The organism is Desulfovibrio sp. (genome assembly GCF_019424165.1).
Classification (GTDB): Bacteria; Desulfobacterota; Desulfovibrionia; order Desulfovibrionales; family Desulfovibrionaceae; genus Desulfovibrio.
Genome location: NZ_JAHZAA010000004.1, coordinates 1 through 17,147, shown reverse-complemented (window position 1 = coordinate 17,147; position 17,147 = coordinate 1). Strand labels below are relative to the sequence as shown.

Here is a 17,147-nt window from a genome sequence, read left to right as displayed (position 1 = left end):
CGCGCAGATCAGGCAAGCCTCATCAATTCAGAACATCAGCTATGTGAGCTTGTTGCCGTCTATGGCCCTTCTGACAAGAGCGTAAAAAAACTCCTGCATAAGACAGCCAGAAGACAGCCCCTCAACCCTGCCCTGCAAAATATCGCCACCAGCCTCACTGGGATACAGATATTGCGACCCCATGCCGCTGCGCACCCAGTCCGGATTGATGTTTTCTTTTTTCAGCAGTTTTAACAGCCATTCCGCTGGGATAGCCATACGTTTTTTGGCGTCTGAAATGCAGGATTGTGAAACACCCAAAAATTTTGCCAGTTCCTGCTGGGTCTTGCAGCCGGTAACCGATTTTATTCGTTCCATGGCGAGGGAGTAGTCAAAAAAATTATTATCCATCATCTTGCTCCTGATCTTATGCCTGCGGCACAACATGAATAATTGCTTCTTCCAAGGCTTCCGCCAGACGTGCATAAGCACCTCCCCCATTAGGCGGGGCCTTTTGTAGTCGTATGATTACATTCAGAGAATGAAAGTCAGCAGGGCGTCATACTCCAGGGAGCGGCCCTGCTACCGCAACAAGCCTGGAGTCCCACTAGGGACCATCATTAAAAAAAGTGGAACATCTCCAAGAGGAAGGAGGTTACGGCAAAGCGTATGTCAGCATGTCATTGGCTGACTGCGACAAACAAAAAGACATATACAACATTATAAATATTCACATTTGCGTTAATCATCAACGCAAAAACGGCATAAAAACCGTTATCAGGCACATCAAATAGACCATGCTATATAAAACAAAAAGCCTTGCTGTGCCTCTGTGCGCCACACTACTGTCACGTACTGGAGCGCGTCAATAAGTTTTGTCATTCGATATTGAAATAAATATATCTATAACAAAGCAATGCATACATACAAGAGCACATATTAACGCTACTGCCCTGTGCCGAAACAGAACCTGTCATACCATTGACCTTAATTATTACTGTTAAGCTGGATAAAAAAATACGGGGCGTTCACGAACAAGGCAGTTCCACAGGCGATGCCCCGGGTGCATGCCATGTTCACCATTTACCATAAAATCATGATATCAATATCGCCCGGGCAGCAAACTCTACTATGCACTGCACCGGCAAACAATAACTCCAGCATAACATTACCACACTGCCACGCATCAGCAACATTTAAGCCCTCTGCAACTACCATGCGCAACACGTATATTCTGATATATGATTAAATTGACAACTTGCACCGATACCTGAATAAATTGAAAACATATTATCAGAGCCGGAAATCCGGCGCCCCAGGCTCATACAACAACTCTGAACAAAGTTGGAAGCAGCATGAAATCACGTCGCTATGTTTTCAGTTGGGACTTTATCGGCGATATCCAGCAAGGGCGGCCCAACCTCGGCAACTCCGTCAGCATCGAAGCGTACAGGCTTTTTCTGTATACCATGCGTGACGTGCTGGAAGAAAGCTACGGCACTGAAGAGTCAGAAAAGATTCTCTACCGGGCCGGATTTCTTGCCGGTGAAAATGTTGTAGAGAACTATCTGCGCGGATACACGCAGTTTGATGATTTTGTGGCGGCCCTGCATGACCTTCTGCTTGAAAAAAAGATCGGCATACTTCGTATAGAATCAAGCGATCTCTCTACAAACACCTTTTGCATCACCGTTTCAGAAGATGTGGACTGCTCCGGCCTGCCCGAGTGCGACCATGTTATCTGCACCTACGACGAAGGCTTTGTGGCGGGCCTGTTCAGCTCCTTCACGGGACGGCGATTTACCGCAAAAGAGGTGGACTGCTGGTGTACCGGCGACAGGACATGCCGCTTTGTTGTGCAACTGACTGAAGAGCACGCAGCCCCCCTGCGGGATGGTTAGCCACGGCGCCCACCGAAGCGCGGCACGCGCGCCCGACCCTGCAACCCCACCATCAGCCCCCCAATGAACGTACTTTCTGGTGATACAAGCTGCATCTGGAATGCGCACAACCATAAAGCCTTTGCTGCGGCCCAAAGTCAAAAAACCCTCGTGAAAGTGGCCTGCTGCCTTTTCTGGAAGGGACGCCCGAAAGACATGATTCTGTACGGTCGCCTGCGCTCCGTTACCGGGCGCGAAGCTGTTTTTGTGGTCCTTGACAGGGAGGTGCTGCCCCGCCGGTGCAGAATGCAGGTAAATACGTGCGAATTCTTTTTCTGCCTGGACACCAGAAACGGAGCCGTGGTTGTGGAGCGCCTCGGCTACAGGGGGGCAGGACGGGTAATGGGGGTCAAAAAAAACGCCAGAGAAGAAATCAGCCAGGTACACCTGCGCCTGTGCAACAGGTGCTTTGTGCGCCGCATGCGGCGCGATAAAAGAATCATGTGGCGCAGCCGGTATTGCCGCGCTTCGGGCGTGATGCGCATGGTCCATCTGCCCCAGCTTGTGTGCGATCTTAAAGCCCTGCTGCAGCGGCACAGTCATATGCCCATCGCAGACACGCAGATACTGAATCTCTCCGCACGCGGCGCGTGCGCCCTCATGCCGCTGGAGCCGGAGCTGAAAAACTTTTCCGGCAAGCCTGACCTGCTGCTTTACATGATCCCCGACAGCCCGCCACCTACCGATGTTCCCTATATTTTTCTCAGCAAAAAAGTGGGTTTCCTGCCCGCAGCACATACAGAACACCTGGCGGTGCGCATGCACTTCGCCTATGAGCTTGACTGGAGCAGCCCCGAGCAGCGGCTCAGATGGAGAGATATATCGTCCTGCGGCTCCTCACGCCTGCGCGAGCACCTCGACAACTATCAGGACAGCGCTGAAAGCGAACAGTGGTTCGACATCTGAGCCGCTGCGTTTGAGCCGCTGCCGCATACAGCCCTTGCCGCATAAACCGGTCCTCTTCCGGGTGGCCACAAGCCGCCCGGAAGAGAACCCTGCTCCTGCCTGGCGTTACTGCTTTTTTTCGCCGATACGCATATCGCGTCCAGCGCCCAGCCCGATCAGCCCCAAAAGGATGCAGAGAACGGCGCAGCCATAAAACACCGCCGCCCAGCTTTGCGTCATGTCATACACCGCCCCGGCACCTATGGGGCCGCAAGACGCAAGCAGATAGCCCATACTTTGGGACATGCCCGACAAGGCTGCCGCCTGAAAGGTATTATTGGTCCGCAAGCCGATAAACATGAGCCCGAGAATAATCGCCGCCCCTGCGCCAAAGCCTATGCAGCTTCCCCATATGAGCGCCAGGCCCGGCAACGCCGCCAGCCCGGCTGCGCCCAAAGCGGCGACGCCCGCAACGGCCGCCGCGATGAGCCGCTGGTCTTTCATCCGGCCGACAACCGGAATAAGCAACAGCCCCGGAGCCGCTGAGGCCAGTTGCATCACGCCATGAATGTTTCCGGCCTCGGCGTCTGTGAATCCGGCGCTGATGAGCAAGGCAGGCAACCAGCTTACGCAGATATAGTACGTCAATGAAGTCAGACCGAAAAACAGCGTCACCTGCCACGCCAGGGCGGATTTCCACAAGGGGGCGCCGCGCGGCTCTTCCTGGATTTTGCCCGCGCCGCAGTTGCGCGCAGCCAGTTGCGGCAACCACACCACCCCGGCCCCCAGAGGCAGCAAAAGCAGGGAGCCGGCGGCGAACTCCCACCCCCAACCGAAAGACTGCGCCAGCGGAACCACCAGAGCGGACCCCAATGCCGCGCTTATACCCATAGTTAATGCGTATAGTGCCGTAAGCCTGGCAATGGAGCCGGGGAAATCCCGCTTCACAAGGCTTGGCAGCAGAACGTTGCCTACGGCTATGCCGCAGCCGATCAAGATCGTTCCCGCGTACAGGCTCCAGCCATGCCCCAGAGAGCGCAGGACAGTTCCGCCGCCTATCAAAAAAAGAGCCAGGCCCAGCGCCCGCTCAAGCCCGATCTTTCTGCTTATGGCCGGAGCCAGTGGAGATACTGTTGCGAATGCCAGCAGCGGCAGCGCATTGACAAGGCCCGTTGCCGCGGTGCTGAGATGAAGCGCTTTCTGCACAATTTCCAGCAACGGCCCCATGCTCGTAAAAGGAGCCCGCAAACACGTGGCAATACATAAAATACCCACAGCAAGCATGACCTGCCGTCTTGCTTCGGGCGTTTTTTTAACACTCATGAAACCCTCAATACTGCGTGTGAATTACTGATCTGGATACTCAGGATCAGAGGGCCACTATGCCATTTTTCTTTTTGATTTAATTTAGCGATTATGCCAATGAATATCTAAAAGAGGCCATAAGTGTCACTAAAAGAATTACTGGCAGTTTTTTCACCCGACCAGTGGGATATTCCGGTTACGGCCAGAAAAGTGGATGTCGTCCGCAATGAATACGAAATGCCAACGCACCAGCACACCGCCGGGCAACTGCTGCTTACACTGCGCGGCAGCACGGCATGCAGGGTTTTTGAGGACCTCTGGCTGGTTCCGCCGCAGTGCGCGGTATGGGTTCCGCCCAACACTCCCCACTGCAACCGGATAACAGCACGATCCAGCGTGTGCCTGCTCTTTATTCGCCAGGAACACATCCGGCTGCTTCCTGCCACATGCTGCACCCTGTCCATATCACCGTTGGTGCGTGAACTGATCAAACATGTCGCCGCGCTGCCGCCCGAAGGCATATACACAGAGCGCAGCGAACGCCTTATTCAGGTGCTTCTTGACGAGCTGGCACGTATGCCCGCAACCGGACTGCGCCTGCCGGTGTCGTCAGACAGCCGTTTGCAGTCCATTGCGGAAAGCATCACCGAGGCCCCGGCGGAACGGAAAAACCTTTCTGACTGGGCCAGATACATCGGCATGAGCCGCCGCTCTCTGGCGCGGCTGGTGGTCAGGGAAACGGGCCTGTCTTTCGGGCGCTGGCGGCAACAGCTTCTTCTGGTTATGGCCATTCAGATGCTGTCGGACGGCATCAGCGTGCAACAGGCCGCCTGGAACCTGGGCTACGAATCCGTCACGGCCTTTATCACCATGTTCAAAAAAGCTCTGGGCGTTTCACCGGCGAGGTATGTTCAAAAATATTTCACATCGCCCGGAACGGAGCCCGAGAGCTGAAAACATTCTGACGCCCGTCCGCCCCCCCCCCCGGGAGCCGAGGCCTCCGGCACAAAGGGCCGATGGCAACAGAGCGGACCGGCAGCTTTTGCTCCTTACCTCTCACCCGCATGCGCCATCAGCCAGACCTGTCGCCACATACGCACACGGTAAACTTGAGCGCTGTTGTCAGGCTGTCTGGCAGAACACTTTTCCGGCATTGCGGCCTGCCCTGTTCCTACGCATTGCAGCATAAAACAGGCTTGGCAAAAGCCGCTCAAGTTGGCTACAACAATGCCCACCATACCTGTTTTACGACAGTCGCGCGCCAAGCGCGCCAAAGCCAAGGAACCGCATGAGCACTCTCCTCCCCTGTTTCAAAGCCTATGATATCCGTGGTCGCGTGCCTGATGTCCTGAATGCCCCTCTGGCGCATGCCCTTGGACGGGCTGTGGCGGAAGTGCTGGGCGCAAACCGTGTTGTGCTGGGGCGCGATGCCCGCCTTTCCGGGCCGCTCCTGCGTGACGCCCTGGCAAACGGCCTGCGCGAGGCCGGGGCCAGTGTTACGGATATCGGCCTCTGCGGCACAGAAGAAATGTATTATGCCGCCGCCAACCATGACGCCAATCCGGCCGCAAGCCAGGCGGCTACTCCGCCTGCTGACGGCCCTTTTGACGCAGGCATCATGATCACTGGCAGCCATAACCCGGCTGATGAAAACGGCTTCAAGCTCGTGCGCGGTGGGGCCATCCCCGTGAGCGGCGATTCCGGCCTGTTTGCCCTGCGTGACCGGGTGGCGGAACTGCTGGCGGGCGGCGGCCATCCCCACGCTGCGGATACAGCATCTCCTGCGCTGCATGTGGCTTCTTTCCGGGCTGAGTATGTACGCTGGCTTCTCGCCTACAGCGGCGCGGGGCAGCTTGGTGCGGCTCCGGGGCGCAAGCCGCTCAAGATTGTAGCCGATGCGGGCAACGGCTGTGCGGGCCTTGTGCTGCGCGACCTGGTGAAAAGCCTGCCCTTTGATTTCACCTGTCTGCATATGGAGCCTGACGGCTCGTTTCCCAACGGCGTACCCAATCCGCTTTTGCCGGAGCGCCGCGCCGCCACTGCCGCAGCCGTGCGCGAAGCCGGGGCGGATATGGGCATTGCCTGGGACGGAGACTTTGACCGCTGCTTTTTTTACGACAGCGACGGCAATTTCATTGAGGGCTACTACTGCATCGGCCTGCTGGCTCAGGAACTGCTGCGCCGCGCTCCCGGCGGCAAGATCGTGCACGACACGCGGGTTTACTGGAACACTCGCGAAGTTGTGCTGGCCGCAGGCGGCCAGCCTGTCATGGGCAAAACAGGCCATGCCTTCATGAAAGAACGCATGCGGGCCGAAGACGCCGTATACGGCGGCGAAATGAGCGCCCACCACTATTTTAGGGACTTTGCCTACTGTGATTCGGGCATGCTGCCCTGGTTGCTGGTGGCAACGCTGCTGCACCGCACGGGCCGTTCCCTGGCCGAGCTTGTGGCCGAGCGCATGGCCGCCTACCCGTGCAGCGGCGAGATCAACCGCCGCGTGCAGGATGCCCCCGCCCTTATGCAGCTTGTGCGGAAGCAGTACGCCCCCCATGCCCTTTACGAAGACAGCATGGATGGCGTGAATCTGGAATTTGCGGACTGGCGCTTCAACCTGCGCATGTCCAATACCGAGCCGCTGCTGCGCCTCAACGTGGAAAGCCGAGGCAACCGCGCCCTGCTGGAAGACAAGACCGCCGAACTCCTGCGCCTGCTGGAGGCACGGGGCGGGGCTGTACCGGCGTAAGCATTTACTTATTCTTAAAGGCGGTAAAGGTGACAATCTGGGATTGACTGTTTCCGTACCCTATTTCGTGCTCAAAGCGTTTAAATCCGGAACGCGCCAGCAGCATTTCAAATTCTGTAATCCCATACCAATACAGCACAAAATGCGAAATCTCTGTTTGTGTCACTGCACCGCGCTCTATTAACTCGTATCGATATACAGACGACACTTTTTGCGCAAACCAATCGATTGTTTCATTGAAAACTGTAAGGAGGATTCCGGTATCCGCAGAGAGGGGAAAATGGGATGTAGTGCTCTCCCCTTCCCGAAAATCTGTAGGCATTTCCAGATCAACAATCAGTTTTCCGCCGTCATCTAGCTGATTATAGAATCCAATCAAGATTTCTTGCACCTGTACTTTAGGCAAAAGGCAAAAACTGCCTGTCGGCATTATAATGGCACCGTATTTGTGCGGCAGAGATAGTTTCGTTAAATCCTGTTTATAAATATTTGCGGCAATATCATGTTTTTCCATATTAACTTTGCATTGCCCAAGCATGTCATCCGAAATGTCCACCCCATCGATCGTGATCGATTTTTTAACAAGAGGTATCAAAATTCGTCCTGTTCCTACGCCGGCCTCCAGAACACGCCCAGATAAATTCTTCAATTTCTTGGCATAGTACTCAATATCTCCATTAATAGAATAGCCAACTGGCTTTGTGTGTTCATACAGCCTTGTGCTTAATTTTCCGTATTCTTTAAACATCTGCAAAGTACCTTTTTCAGTCATCACGCGATTCGATCCATATGGATTATAAGGCTATTTTTCAAAGATCCCATGCATCATCTCGTAGCACCCACTTCAAAATGCCGCAACATTATGGCCCGGTGTGTACAGCTATATCGTTTATACGGCAGCCCGAAATTATCCGGCCGTAGTTGCTTGATCAATCTTCTAAAACGCATCCGCATGACGGCAGCCTTCTCGGCCTGATCATGGTATGAGACCAGGACACTGTGAGGGCAGCCTTTGCCTGCTTTTGCGGCTGCGCGGCATGGGTAGACCACACTTTGCCCACTAAAGCATAGCTGGCCTGATCGTAAAGCATTCCTACGCGGCCACCAAAAAGGTTAATGCCTGCGCCCTGGTCACGGCCTTGCCTCAGCCCTAGCCACTTTTTATGTGCGGCGGGGTCAACATCCCTGGTCAGATGCTTTTACCATCATCCCGCTTGCTGCGAGCGTCTTTCTGGGGCCCCACAAACTTATACGTTGAAATTCAAAGCCACCACGTCCCGGCGAAGCGGTAAACCGTCGACCTGAGGAGCACCCAGTTGGAGGCGCAACATAGAAATACAAATTCAAATCGGTAAGTTTGGTTGGTGTACCGTCGGATTTCAGTTTGCGTAACATGGCACCGGCCACCAGCCAGCGGAGTGGCGCAATCCTTTGCGCGAGAATTTGCGGATAACGGTATTTTTAAACTCTATAGACCCTGGTCAAAAATACCTTTTAAAAATCGCCCTTTACGTGCTGTTCGTGGGCGTTAGATCAGCACATAAAACTTGCCATACGCCAAAAAACATAAATCCCGCAAGGCTTAAAGACCTCACGGGATTTATGTTGATTCCTTTATGGTGGCGAAGGGGAGAATAGGCACCGCGACACCATCGCGTTAAAAACAGCCTGTAATTATTGATAATATTTTTTAGAAAATTTGTCTATGACCCCGCACTTTGACCCCCTAGTTTGACCCCACTTAGGTGACTTTGTATCAAGATTTTTGATAGGAGCGGTCTATTCCTGTTTGTTTCCCCCGCAGGTGACAATGCAAGCATACCTGCACCTCCCTGATTGGAGGATGAGCATGCAGGATTTTAGTTGTAGTTAATGAAGTCGAATTCCACACGCCGCGTCGAAGAACCAAACCTTTTATGCACCTTTGGCCATGCAAATCAGTACAAAAACATAGAAATAGATGGAAATGGGTGTATTTGCGGCTTGACTAATTGGGTGTTTGTGGGTGTATTAATGGGTATGATAAGTATCGACTCGCTGTGCATCACGTCCGACTTCCTTGGCCTGATTGCCGAAATTGACGAATTCAAAGGCGCATGGAAAGCCTTGGGGACTCTCGCCCCAGAGCGGCTTTTGGCTCTGCGCCGGGTCGCCACAATTGAGAGCATAGGTTCCTCCACCCGCATTGAGGGCAGCAAGCTTTCGGACAGCGAAGTGGAAAGGCTGCTGTCCAATCTTGCCATTCAGTCTTTCTCTTCGCGTGACGAGCAGGAGATTGCCGGATACGCGGAAACCATGGAGCAAATATTTCAGTCTTGGGAATTCATTCCGCTGACGGAAAACCATGTCCGCCAACTCCACCGGGATCTACTTTGCCACAGCGACAAAGACGAGCGCCATCGCGGCAATTACAAGACTTCCTCAAACAATGTGGCGGCCTTTGACGGCCAGGGCCAGCAAATCGGCATCGTCTTTGAAACCGCCACGCCTCTTGATACCCCCCGGCTCATGCGCAAGCTGATTGAATGGACAAATGCCGCGCTGGAAACCAAAAGCCTGCACCCCCTACTGGTTATCGGCATCTTTACCGTGACTTTTCTTGCCATCCATCCATTCCAGGACGGTAACGGGCGCTTATCCCGCATCCTGACGACCCTTCTGCTGCTGCGTTGCGGCTATGCTTACACGCCATATAGCTCGCTGGAAAGCATTATCGAGAACAGCAAAGAGAGCTATTATCTGGCCCTGCGCCAAACGCAAACAACGATCCGCACCGATACCCCCAACTGGCAGCCTTGGCTATTGTTTTTCCTCCGCGCCCTTCACCAACAAATGAAACGTCTGGAAAAGAAGGTGAAGCAAGAACATATCGTACTGGCCGCGCTGCCGAAACTCTCTTTACAGATTTTGGAATACGCCCGCGCACACGGCAGGGTGACAATCAAAGATATGCTCATTCTGACCGGAGCCAGTCGCAACACCTTGAAAGATCACTTCCGCAAGTTGGTGGAAAACAAGCAGTTGACCATGCAGGGCAAGGGCAGAGGGGTGTGGTATCGGATTGGGTGACGGCTTAAAAGCGGCCTTCGGGCATTGCTGTTATATGGGGAGATTACCGGGGTAACATGATTAGCCGATTACACAAAATTTCTTACACCCTCCAACTTGTTGCCGCTGGCTTTTTAAGCGAATGGACATACTGGAACGCCTGAAACGCGCCGCTCACGGACGAGCAACTAGCGGCCCTGGACCATCATGCCTTCATCAAGCTCTATGTTCACTTTGAGTTTGCACACACGCCGCCAGACCAGACACCACGGCTTGAAGCCAAAAAGACCAGACCTGTAAGGAAGAAAGTAACGAAGGCCCGCGTTTAACCCGGCAGCCAGTCTACCCAACTCGGCCACAACCATGCCGGGCGCTGGCCAGGGCATAGCCCTTGGAGCCCAGATTGACTAAAAACCAAAAGGTAGCTACTGTTACTTTCAGGAGGTGGAGCTATGCAGACACAAACCCCATTACAGGCATTATCAACCAGCATAAAAATACCCGGCGAACTGCGTAAACGCTTGCAGAGCCTTGCGGAATCCCGCCAACGCACGCCCCACGCGCTCATGATTCAGGCAATAGAAAATTTTGTGAGCCGTGAAGAAAAACGGGAAGCATGGCGGCAAGAAGGCATCGCCGCTTGGGAAGAATATCAACGGACAGGCCTACATCTGACGAATGCCGAGGCTAAGGAATGGCTCTCGCAACTTGCAGCGGGTAACAACGTGGAGCCGCCCAAATGTCACATATAGTCGTCTGGTCGCCGAGGTCTCTTGAATGTGTTCAGCGCCTCTATAATTTTCTTGCTGAAAAAGACATTGAGGCAGCGAAAACGGCGGCAGCGCTTATTTTGAAACAGGCTGGACTTTTGGAGCAGTTCCCACAAGCCGGACGTCCGGCTGAGGATTTGGAGCCTGAACACCGGGAATTGCTCATCCCGTTTGGCGGGGCTGGATATGTCCTTTTGTACCACTACGCCGAAAACGGGGAAGCCATTACTGTTCTGGCAATCAGACACCAGAAGGAAGTAGGTATTGATTACCTGTAAAAGGAAAGGCTCACCAGACGATGCGGGCAGAAGCGAGGTTAACCAGGCCTCGCTTTTTTCTCATGAGGCCACGAGTCAAGGGGGATGTCCAGAATTTTCTCATGAGGGCACGAGTCAAGCAAAACCTTTCACCTTTTTGCTTTGCTCTTTTTGGGGACACCCCCTAAATTTTCTTACATCCTCGATCTTCTCGCCACTGACGAATGAATTCCCATCGCTCTTTGGGAGTCCATATTACTCCGAAAGGTGAGCATGAGCGCAACACCTGTCCCTGTTCCGATGTCTCTGTGGCCAGAGAAATGACGGCTTCCGGTCCTTTTTCAATCGCATCAAGCCATTGCTGCAAGTATCCTGTTGAACCTGGACATTTTTCAGATTTCAGCCAAGTATCCACGCATTTTTTCATGTCTGCCAACAGCAACGGATTTTTGCTTAATCGTGTCGCCAAGTGCAGATGCATGGCAAATGAAAGGGAGTCTATTTTTGAGTGATTCATCGCTCTTGCCCTAAGTTTTTCCCTCGTTTCATGTAGGCTTCAATGTCACACGTAACACGGTTTTTCACATATCCTAGCTTGGCCCCAAGCTTTTCTGCTGGTAGTTGGGACAAAAGTTTTTGCATGGTGTTCACGTCAAGCAAATCTTCATCCCAAAGTTTTTTTATGAATTCAGTGTCCTTCCCTCGTCCAGCGCAGTATTTTGAAAGTGCTAAGTCTTCCGCAGAAGGAAAATAGACATTGATGTCTTCTTCAAAAATGTAGTGTGAGACCCTTTGATCCCAACCCAATGGAAAGATAGCTGTCCCCATATCGCATCCATCTGCATAGTAACCAAAGGTTTGATGAAAAGGTGATAGCTCCCCAATTGTTCCTGAAATTAAATCGGAAATGATTTCATTTTCTGGAATTGGAGCTATATCTAGCTCCATTGATTCGTGAAAAGAAAAATCATAGTCCTTGTCTAAGCAGTGCCCCAAAATGGCTTGCGATTCAAGAATGAGAAATTTTTTATATCCGGTTACCCCTGCTGAAGCCCGAATTATATGGCGCAGAGCTTCAATTTTCATTCTACTTCCTGTGTTTTTTTATCTCCATCCTTAATCTTGCCTTTACCGATTTTCATTCTTGAAAAAATTATCCAACGCATCCCTTACTATGTCCACTTCTTTCATCCGGTATTCGAAAGCATATTTGCGTAACTGTTCAGCCAGAGCGTATGAAAAAACGAAACTCTTTTTTACCGGCTAATTTCTGTCCATGCAAACAGGGCGGGATATAAATGAGGTAGGCTGGAAAAAACGGACGCCATAGTTCATATCCATTGAGGAGGTTCTATGACGAAAGCACCACGGGGACGTTATTCCCAGGAATTACGGCAGCAAACCGTCACCATGGCGGTTGAGGATGGTTTCGGCGTAACGGAAACAGCGCGAAGATTGTCTATTCCTATGAAAACTCTGGCGAATTGGGTTGCGCAGTATCGACAGGATAAGCAAGGGTTCGCGTTGAAGCCGGGCGTGAGTGAGCAGGACGCGGAATTGGCGCGATTGAAGAAAGAGAACGCTTTACTGCGTATGGAACGCGACATTTTAAAAAAAAGCGGCGGCGTACTTTGCCAAGGAGTCGCTGTGAGGTACGCCGCAGTCAACACGTTGTGACACCAATATCCTGTCCGGCTTATTTGCTTGGTTTTGCAAGCGTCTGTCAGTGGCTACTACGCCTGGCTCAAACGCGACGCAGTCCCATCAGGCAAGGCAGCTCGCCTGGAGGCTGAGGTTCTGGCCGCCCACCAGAAGACACGCGGCACATACGGCGCGGAGCGGTTGCACCAGGAACTCGTGGCAAGCGGTTGCGCCATCAGCCTCTGGAAGGTCAAACGGCTACGCCGTGAACTGGGCCTCGTCTGTAAGCGCAGGAGGCGGATTATCCGCACCACGGAGTCAAATCACGCACTGCCGGTCGCTCCCAACCTTCTGAACCGCGACTTCGCGCCGGGCGAGCACAACCGCGCGTGGGTGAGTGACATAACCTACATTCCCACACGGCAGGGCTGGGTATATCTTGCCGGAATCAAGGATTTACACAGTCGGGAAATTGTCGGCTTCAGCCTGGCCGAGCGTATGGACACCGGACTTGTCTTGGCTGCATTGATGAAGGCGGTGCGCCTGCATCGCCCGCCTGTGTCGGATCGCGGGAGCCAGTATTGCAGCGTAGCTTACCAGAAAAGACTCCGCTCATACGGTCTGGTCTGCTCCATGAGCAAAAAAAGGGATTGTTACGACAACGCACCCATGGAGAGCTTCTGGGGCTTGTTGAAAAATGAGTTGGTGCATTGCAAAAGCTACAGCTCACAGGCTGAAGCCATTACAGATATAACAGAGTATATTGAGATTTTTTACAATCGGCAAAAGCGGCAGGCGGCACTCGGCTATCTCTCTCCGGCGGCGTTTGTCAGAAGCGGCCGGCTGGAATCAAAGCTACTGATTGCCGCTTAACATGGCGTCCGAATTTGACGACCTATCACCAAGCAGTAGCATGAACGGCAAATAGAGCCAGCGTAGCGGCGTTTTGGGGGTATCTTCCCCCAATCCATATTCTGTTTGGGTCATGCCTAGCTGAGAGGCTTTTCCCTGAGCATTTTGAGGACGAGTTTGGAAAGGTCCTCGTTTCTGTGGTTAAACCGGAATTCGCATTCTTTCAAATGAAAGTAAAAAGTGTGTTTTGCCAGCCCTCTAAAACGCACAAGGCGCGTCTTGGCGAAGGCCCAGAAGCTTTCAATGCCATTAATATGTGAGTGTTTAGTGGCAAATTCATTGTTGCCATGTTGCACCCTGAAGTGCTTCTGATACCCCAAGTCGACCAGGCCATCGTAGCCGCGCCAGCCGTCTGAGTGGATAATACTTTCGAGTTCTACCCGACCACGAATTATACCTTGGAGCGTGGCCTTTGAGCAGTCGGGGACAACCTCTGTGTAGACTCGCCCATTTCGTTTGAATAGGCCAAAAACAATAGTCTTTCCTCTTGCTCCACGGCCTCGAAGTCCTCTAACTCGGCGAGCACCGAAGTAGCTTTCGTCAACCTCAACTTCTCCCTTTACTGGAGATTCTGCCTCGCAGAAATGGGCAATGCGTTCGCGAAATGCAGCCAAATACCTGTTCACAGTATTTCGGTTCACACCTGCGATTTGCGCAATCTGCAGGGCATCCAAGTCAACGGCAAACAGCCTCACTATTTGCCGGATTTTGGCCTCTGAAATTTTTGAACGAATTGCATACTTGTTTTTCATTGGTATCCCTAGCTTTGAAACCAATCATGAATGGCTCAGCTAGGCAAGACCCTTCTGTTTTTTTCGCGCACATGACAGTCTCGTAAAGAGGCCGTCTGGCGACGCGAAATTGGGGAGCGTGTCCCGCAGAAAGAATTTACAAAGAATCCTTGATTTCTTTTCCTACAATGATTAGTCTAAATTCAGACATAATTTTTCCCATATGGAGGGTCTATGCAATTTCATTCCGACATAAAGCCTATTTCATGGCTTAAAAATAACGCCAAGCAACTTATTGAATCCGTTGATGAATCTGGCAATCCTATGATCATTACACAAAATGGTGAAGCCAAGGCGGTAGTAATGAATGTACGAGAATATGACCAAATGCAGGAAAGCCTTGCCCTGTTACGCCTACTGGCAGAAAGCTCCGCTGATGTAGAGGCTGGCAACTTGCATGACTCTGACGAAGTTTTTGCCGACCTACGGAATATGATTGCGGAGAAACGCAATGAGCATAGGTAGGAAAACTTGGATTTCCTCTTTTACGAGCCGTGCTAAAAGAGACATTTCTGATATTGTTTCTTTCATTGCTGACAGAGAAGGCCCGGACATGGCAGATACGATTTTGAACAAATTCCTTCAAGCGCGAGACAGCTTGTCCGAATTGCCCGATAGAGGGCGGATCCCACCCGAATTGAGGCGAGTAAACATATTGTCTTTCAGGGAGATTCAAGTTCCGCCGTATCGAATTTTTTATCAAATTCACAAAGCGAGTCATGAAGTTCATATCCATCTTATCGCTGATGGGCGGCGCAATTTTTCTTCGCTTTTGAAAGAACGCTTGCTTACTTCTTATAGTAGAGACAGAGATAAGTAATAATCGCATTTCCTAGCTCCCTGCTCTATACGGCTGTTCAAACACCATATCTTTAGTGACTATGACATTGAATTGGTAGCCGGGCCTAATTTCTAATGTCGGCTTGATATTCAAGTTCATTACTGTCCGTATATGGCCTCGCCCAGGAGTCAAGGTCTTTCTTCATGAAGTAAAAACAAATCGGATGCACACGTATATTCGGCATCAGGCGATATCGCCGCGCCAGTATGGGTAATCCGCGCTTTCGGTCCTAATCGGCTAATCGGTCTTCATGACCACGGACTGCACCAGGTTTTCCGAAAGCAGGTCCGACCGTTTATTCCATGCGTCTTGACTCTCACATCCTCGGGAGGGAAATAGTTTTCGTCATCAGTGTTTGTTTAGGTTTGGCGAGAGATTTGCATGCGACACCATCAAAATGTCACGCTGTAAGGCTCGTGAAAAATGCTATGCGGCACACGCTGCTTTTTGGAAAGATACGCCTTTCGCCAATATGGCCCACGCCATTCGCGCCAGCTTTCCCGCCAGAGCCACAATGGTTTTGTTTTTACCTCGCCGGTTCAGCAACTCTGTTGCCCACGCCTCAATCGGGCCTCCACCAAATGGGGAGCGGCCAAAGAGAATAGAGCGTAGCGTTGTCCTGGCCCCGTGGACCAGCAAGGTACGCAAATAGCGGTTCCCATGCTTGCTGATGCCCAAAAGTACATTTTTCCCGCCGCTTGAGTGTTGTCTGGGAATCAATCCCAAGTAAGCAGCAAAAGCGCGACCGTTACGGAAGGCGGAACCGTTGCCCAGTTCCGAGCCGAGTAATGTTGCCGTTATCACGCCAAGACCTGGAAGCTGCATGATACGCTTCTTCTTGGGTTACAAGTGCTTGCAGCATTTTTCCTAACTCGGACAACTGTTCACGCAGAGCAAGCAGAAGGGCATATTGCATCCGCAAAAGCTGTCGCATCATGCCAGACAGATTATTTTCATAATCGTCGATGATGACAGGCAAAGCGGAGAATACATTTGTCGATCCTTGTTTTATGACGATGCCGTTTTCGGCAAGCAGAGCGCGAGCCCTGTTTATTGTCGCGGTTCTTTCGGCGACAAGTCCTTCACGGACCCTGTGCAAGCCCTGGATGTCCGACTGGCGTTGCGAGCGCAACCGGACGAAACGCATATCCGGACGTTGCGCGGCTGCACAGATGGCCGCGGCATCCTTGGCATCATTCTTGTCGCCGAGGCGGTATGGCGTAACGTAACGCGGATGAATGAGCTTGACCGTATGCCCGAGAGATTTCATGGTGCGTCCCCAGTAATGGGAACTTGCGCAGGCTTCCATGGCCACTGTACATTCGGATAGCGACGCAAAAAATTGAACAACGCCTTCCCGGTGCAGATTTTTGTTCATGACGCGCTTGCCGTTTTCATCCAAGCAGTTGATGCGAAAAATGTTCTTTGCTAGGTCGATGCCGATCAGAGTAATCTCGCTCATGGGATGGTCTCCTTTGCAGGGTTGTTTGCTTTACCTATGCATGCCTGATTTGTTCGGGCGAGGCCATCCCATCAGCTAATCTCTGTCCATGCAAACAGGGCGGGATATAAAAAACTCCCGCCCTGCAATCAGACTGTAGCCCTCTACATGCCTTCGCTTTCAGGCAAGGCCAGCGTTTCAGGTTCATCCACTGTGTCACGGGTGCCGCTTTGCCGACCCTCCAGTTCCATAGAAATCGCCGCCGCAGTGAATACCCCTGCGACACCAGCGAGTATGCCACCTATAAATACCCATTTATTGCTCATTGTTATTCTCCTTTTCAGTTGCGTAAATGCAGGAGGCGGGAATTATCCCGCCTCCTGCACCAACTATTCTGCCGGTTAATCGTCCCAGTTTTCCTTGATGACCTGCAACACAGCAATAGCAACAGGTATCCATGCCAGTGGATTCATACAGCCTCCTTGAGTGTCAGCAACGCGGGATGCGCCGCCGGTTGTGGGTGAAAAATGTTGGATTGGGCCGTGCCGGACTCCAGCGGCAATAGTCCAAGGGTACCATCATGCCGCACCG

The 17,147-nt window shown here is 52.2% G+C and carries 18 protein-coding genes and 1 pseudogene; 10 read left to right on the top strand and 9 right to left on the bottom strand.

Annotated features, from left to right (window positions below):
• Positions 1–39: 39 nt before the first annotated feature.
• Positions 40–393: a helix-turn-helix domain-containing protein gene (locus QZ377_RS02945; protein ID WP_081428268.1), complete on the bottom strand. Its 354-nt coding sequence runs from the start codon at positions 391–393 to the stop codon at positions 40–42.
• 941 nt (positions 394–1,334) lie between these two features.
• Between QZ377_RS02945 and QZ377_RS02940 the strand changes: the two genes are divergently transcribed.
• Both QZ377_RS02940 and QZ377_RS02935 read left to right on the top strand, forming a co-directional pair.
• On the top strand, positions 1,335–1,880 hold the full coding sequence (locus QZ377_RS02940; protein WP_291439382.1) for a V4R domain-containing protein: 546 nt from the start codon (positions 1,335–1,337) through the stop codon (positions 1,878–1,880).
• Positions 1,881–1,943: 63 nt separating this feature from the next.
• The gene (locus tag QZ377_RS02935) at positions 1,944–2,825 is read left to right on the top strand and encodes a hypothetical protein (protein WP_291439380.1); all 882 of its coding nucleotides are present in this window, start codon (positions 1,944–1,946) and stop codon (positions 2,823–2,825) included.
• A gap of 105 nt (positions 2,826–2,930) precedes the next feature.
• On the opposite strand, the gene QZ377_RS02930 is transcribed toward QZ377_RS02935, so the two are convergent.
• Positions 2,931–4,127 carry an MFS transporter gene (locus QZ377_RS02930; protein WP_291439377.1) on the bottom strand — a complete coding sequence of 399 codons (1,197 nt, stop codon included), beginning with the start codon at positions 4,125–4,127 and terminating at the stop codon, positions 2,931–2,933.
• 123 nt (positions 4,128–4,250) lie between these two features.
• On the opposite strand from QZ377_RS02930, the gene QZ377_RS02925 reads away from it, so the two are divergent.
• Both QZ377_RS02925 and QZ377_RS02920 read left to right on the top strand, forming a co-directional pair.
• Positions 4,251–5,063 carry a helix-turn-helix transcriptional regulator gene (locus QZ377_RS02925; RefSeq protein ID WP_291439375.1) on the top strand — a complete coding sequence of 271 codons (813 nt, stop codon included), beginning with the start codon at positions 4,251–4,253 and terminating at the stop codon, positions 5,061–5,063.
• Positions 5,064–5,397: 334 nt separating this feature from the next.
• The gene (locus QZ377_RS02920) at positions 5,398–6,855 is read left to right on the top strand and encodes a phosphomannomutase (RefSeq protein WP_291439373.1); all 1,458 of its coding nucleotides are present in this window, start codon (positions 5,398–5,400) and stop codon (positions 6,853–6,855) included.
• Positions 6,856–6,859: 4 nt separating this feature from the next.
• On the opposite strand, the gene QZ377_RS02915 is transcribed toward QZ377_RS02920, so the two are convergent.
• Positions 6,860–7,627, bottom strand: a complete 768-nt coding sequence (locus QZ377_RS02915; protein WP_291439580.1) for a class I SAM-dependent methyltransferase — start codon at positions 7,625–7,627, stop codon at positions 6,860–6,862.
• A 1,100-nt stretch (positions 7,628–8,727) separates the two neighbouring features.
• Here QZ377_RS02915 and QZ377_RS02910 point away from each other — a divergent pair.
• The 3 genes from QZ377_RS02910 to QZ377_RS02900 all read left to right on the top strand — a co-directional run bounded on the left by QZ377_RS02910 (position 8,728) and on the right by QZ377_RS02900 (position 10,951).
• Complete coding sequence (locus QZ377_RS02910) at positions 8,728–9,924, top strand: Fic family protein (protein ID WP_291439370.1); 1,197 nt, start codon at positions 8,728–8,730, stop codon at positions 9,922–9,924.
• Between the two features lie 431 nt (positions 9,925–10,355).
• On the top strand, positions 10,356–10,655 hold the full coding sequence (locus tag QZ377_RS02905) for a CopG family ribbon-helix-helix protein (protein ID WP_291439368.1): 300 nt from the start codon (positions 10,356–10,358) through the stop codon (positions 10,653–10,655).
• On the top strand, positions 10,643–10,951 hold the full coding sequence (locus QZ377_RS02900) for a type II toxin-antitoxin system RelE/ParE family toxin (RefSeq protein WP_291439366.1): 309 nt from the start codon (positions 10,643–10,645) through the stop codon (positions 10,949–10,951). The genes QZ377_RS02905 and QZ377_RS02900 overlap by 13 nt, the downstream gene beginning before the upstream one ends.
• A gap of 163 nt (positions 10,952–11,114) precedes the next feature.
• Here QZ377_RS02900 and QZ377_RS02895 read toward each other — a convergent pair whose 3' ends face one another.
• Both QZ377_RS02895 and QZ377_RS02890 read right to left on the bottom strand, forming a co-directional pair.
• Positions 11,115–11,447 (bottom strand): hypothetical protein, encoded by a 333-nt coding sequence (locus QZ377_RS02895; protein WP_291439364.1) that lies wholly within the window; start codon positions 11,445–11,447, stop codon positions 11,115–11,117.
• Entirely contained in the window at positions 11,444–12,016 is a 573-nt protein-coding gene (locus tag QZ377_RS02890; RefSeq protein WP_291439362.1) for a DUF6036 family nucleotidyltransferase, read from the bottom strand. Before QZ377_RS02890 ends, QZ377_RS02895 begins: the two co-directional genes overlap by 4 nt.
• 267 nt (positions 12,017–12,283) lie before the next feature.
• Here QZ377_RS02890 and QZ377_RS02885 point away from each other — a divergent pair.
• Positions 12,284–13,444 (top strand): annotated as a pseudogene (locus tag QZ377_RS02885) (IS3 family transposase).
• A 116-nt stretch (positions 13,445–13,560) separates the two neighbouring features.
• Here the strand turns inward: QZ377_RS02885 and QZ377_RS02880 are convergent.
• Positions 13,561–14,235, bottom strand: coding sequence for an IS1595 family transposase (locus QZ377_RS02880; RefSeq protein WP_365853962.1), 675 nt, complete (start codon positions 14,233–14,235; stop codon positions 13,561–13,563).
• 213 nt (positions 14,236–14,448) lie between these two features.
• Between QZ377_RS02880 and QZ377_RS02875 the strand changes: the two genes are divergently transcribed.
• Together QZ377_RS02875 and QZ377_RS02870 are read left to right on the top strand one after the other, a co-directional pair.
• Positions 14,449–14,739: a type II toxin-antitoxin system Phd/YefM family antitoxin gene (locus tag QZ377_RS02875; protein ID WP_291301308.1), complete on the top strand. Its 291-nt coding sequence runs from the start codon at positions 14,449–14,451 to the stop codon at positions 14,737–14,739.
• Positions 14,726–15,094 (top strand): type II toxin-antitoxin system RelE/ParE family toxin, encoded by a 369-nt coding sequence (locus QZ377_RS02870; RefSeq protein WP_291301307.1) that lies wholly within the window; start codon positions 14,726–14,728, stop codon positions 15,092–15,094. The genes QZ377_RS02875 and QZ377_RS02870 overlap by 14 nt, the downstream gene beginning before the upstream one ends.
• 447 nt (positions 15,095–15,541) lie before the next feature.
• Here the strand turns inward: QZ377_RS02870 and QZ377_RS12625 are convergent, their stop codons facing one another.
• The 3 genes from QZ377_RS12625 to QZ377_RS02860 form a co-directional block, all read right to left on the bottom strand.
• Positions 15,542–15,940, bottom strand: a complete 399-nt coding sequence (locus tag QZ377_RS12625) for a transposase (RefSeq protein ID WP_365853958.1) — start codon at positions 15,938–15,940, stop codon at positions 15,542–15,544.
• Positions 15,864–16,577 (bottom strand): IS110 family transposase, encoded by a 714-nt coding sequence (locus tag QZ377_RS02865; RefSeq protein ID WP_291439360.1) that lies wholly within the window; start codon positions 16,575–16,577, stop codon positions 15,864–15,866. Before QZ377_RS02865 ends, QZ377_RS12625 begins: the two co-directional genes overlap by 77 nt.
• Before the next feature lie 143 nt (positions 16,578–16,720).
• Positions 16,721–16,882 carry a hypothetical protein gene (locus tag QZ377_RS02860; protein WP_291301305.1) on the bottom strand — a complete coding sequence of 54 codons (162 nt, stop codon included), beginning with the start codon at positions 16,880–16,882 and terminating at the stop codon, positions 16,721–16,723.
• Positions 16,883–17,147 lie beyond the last annotated feature (265 nt).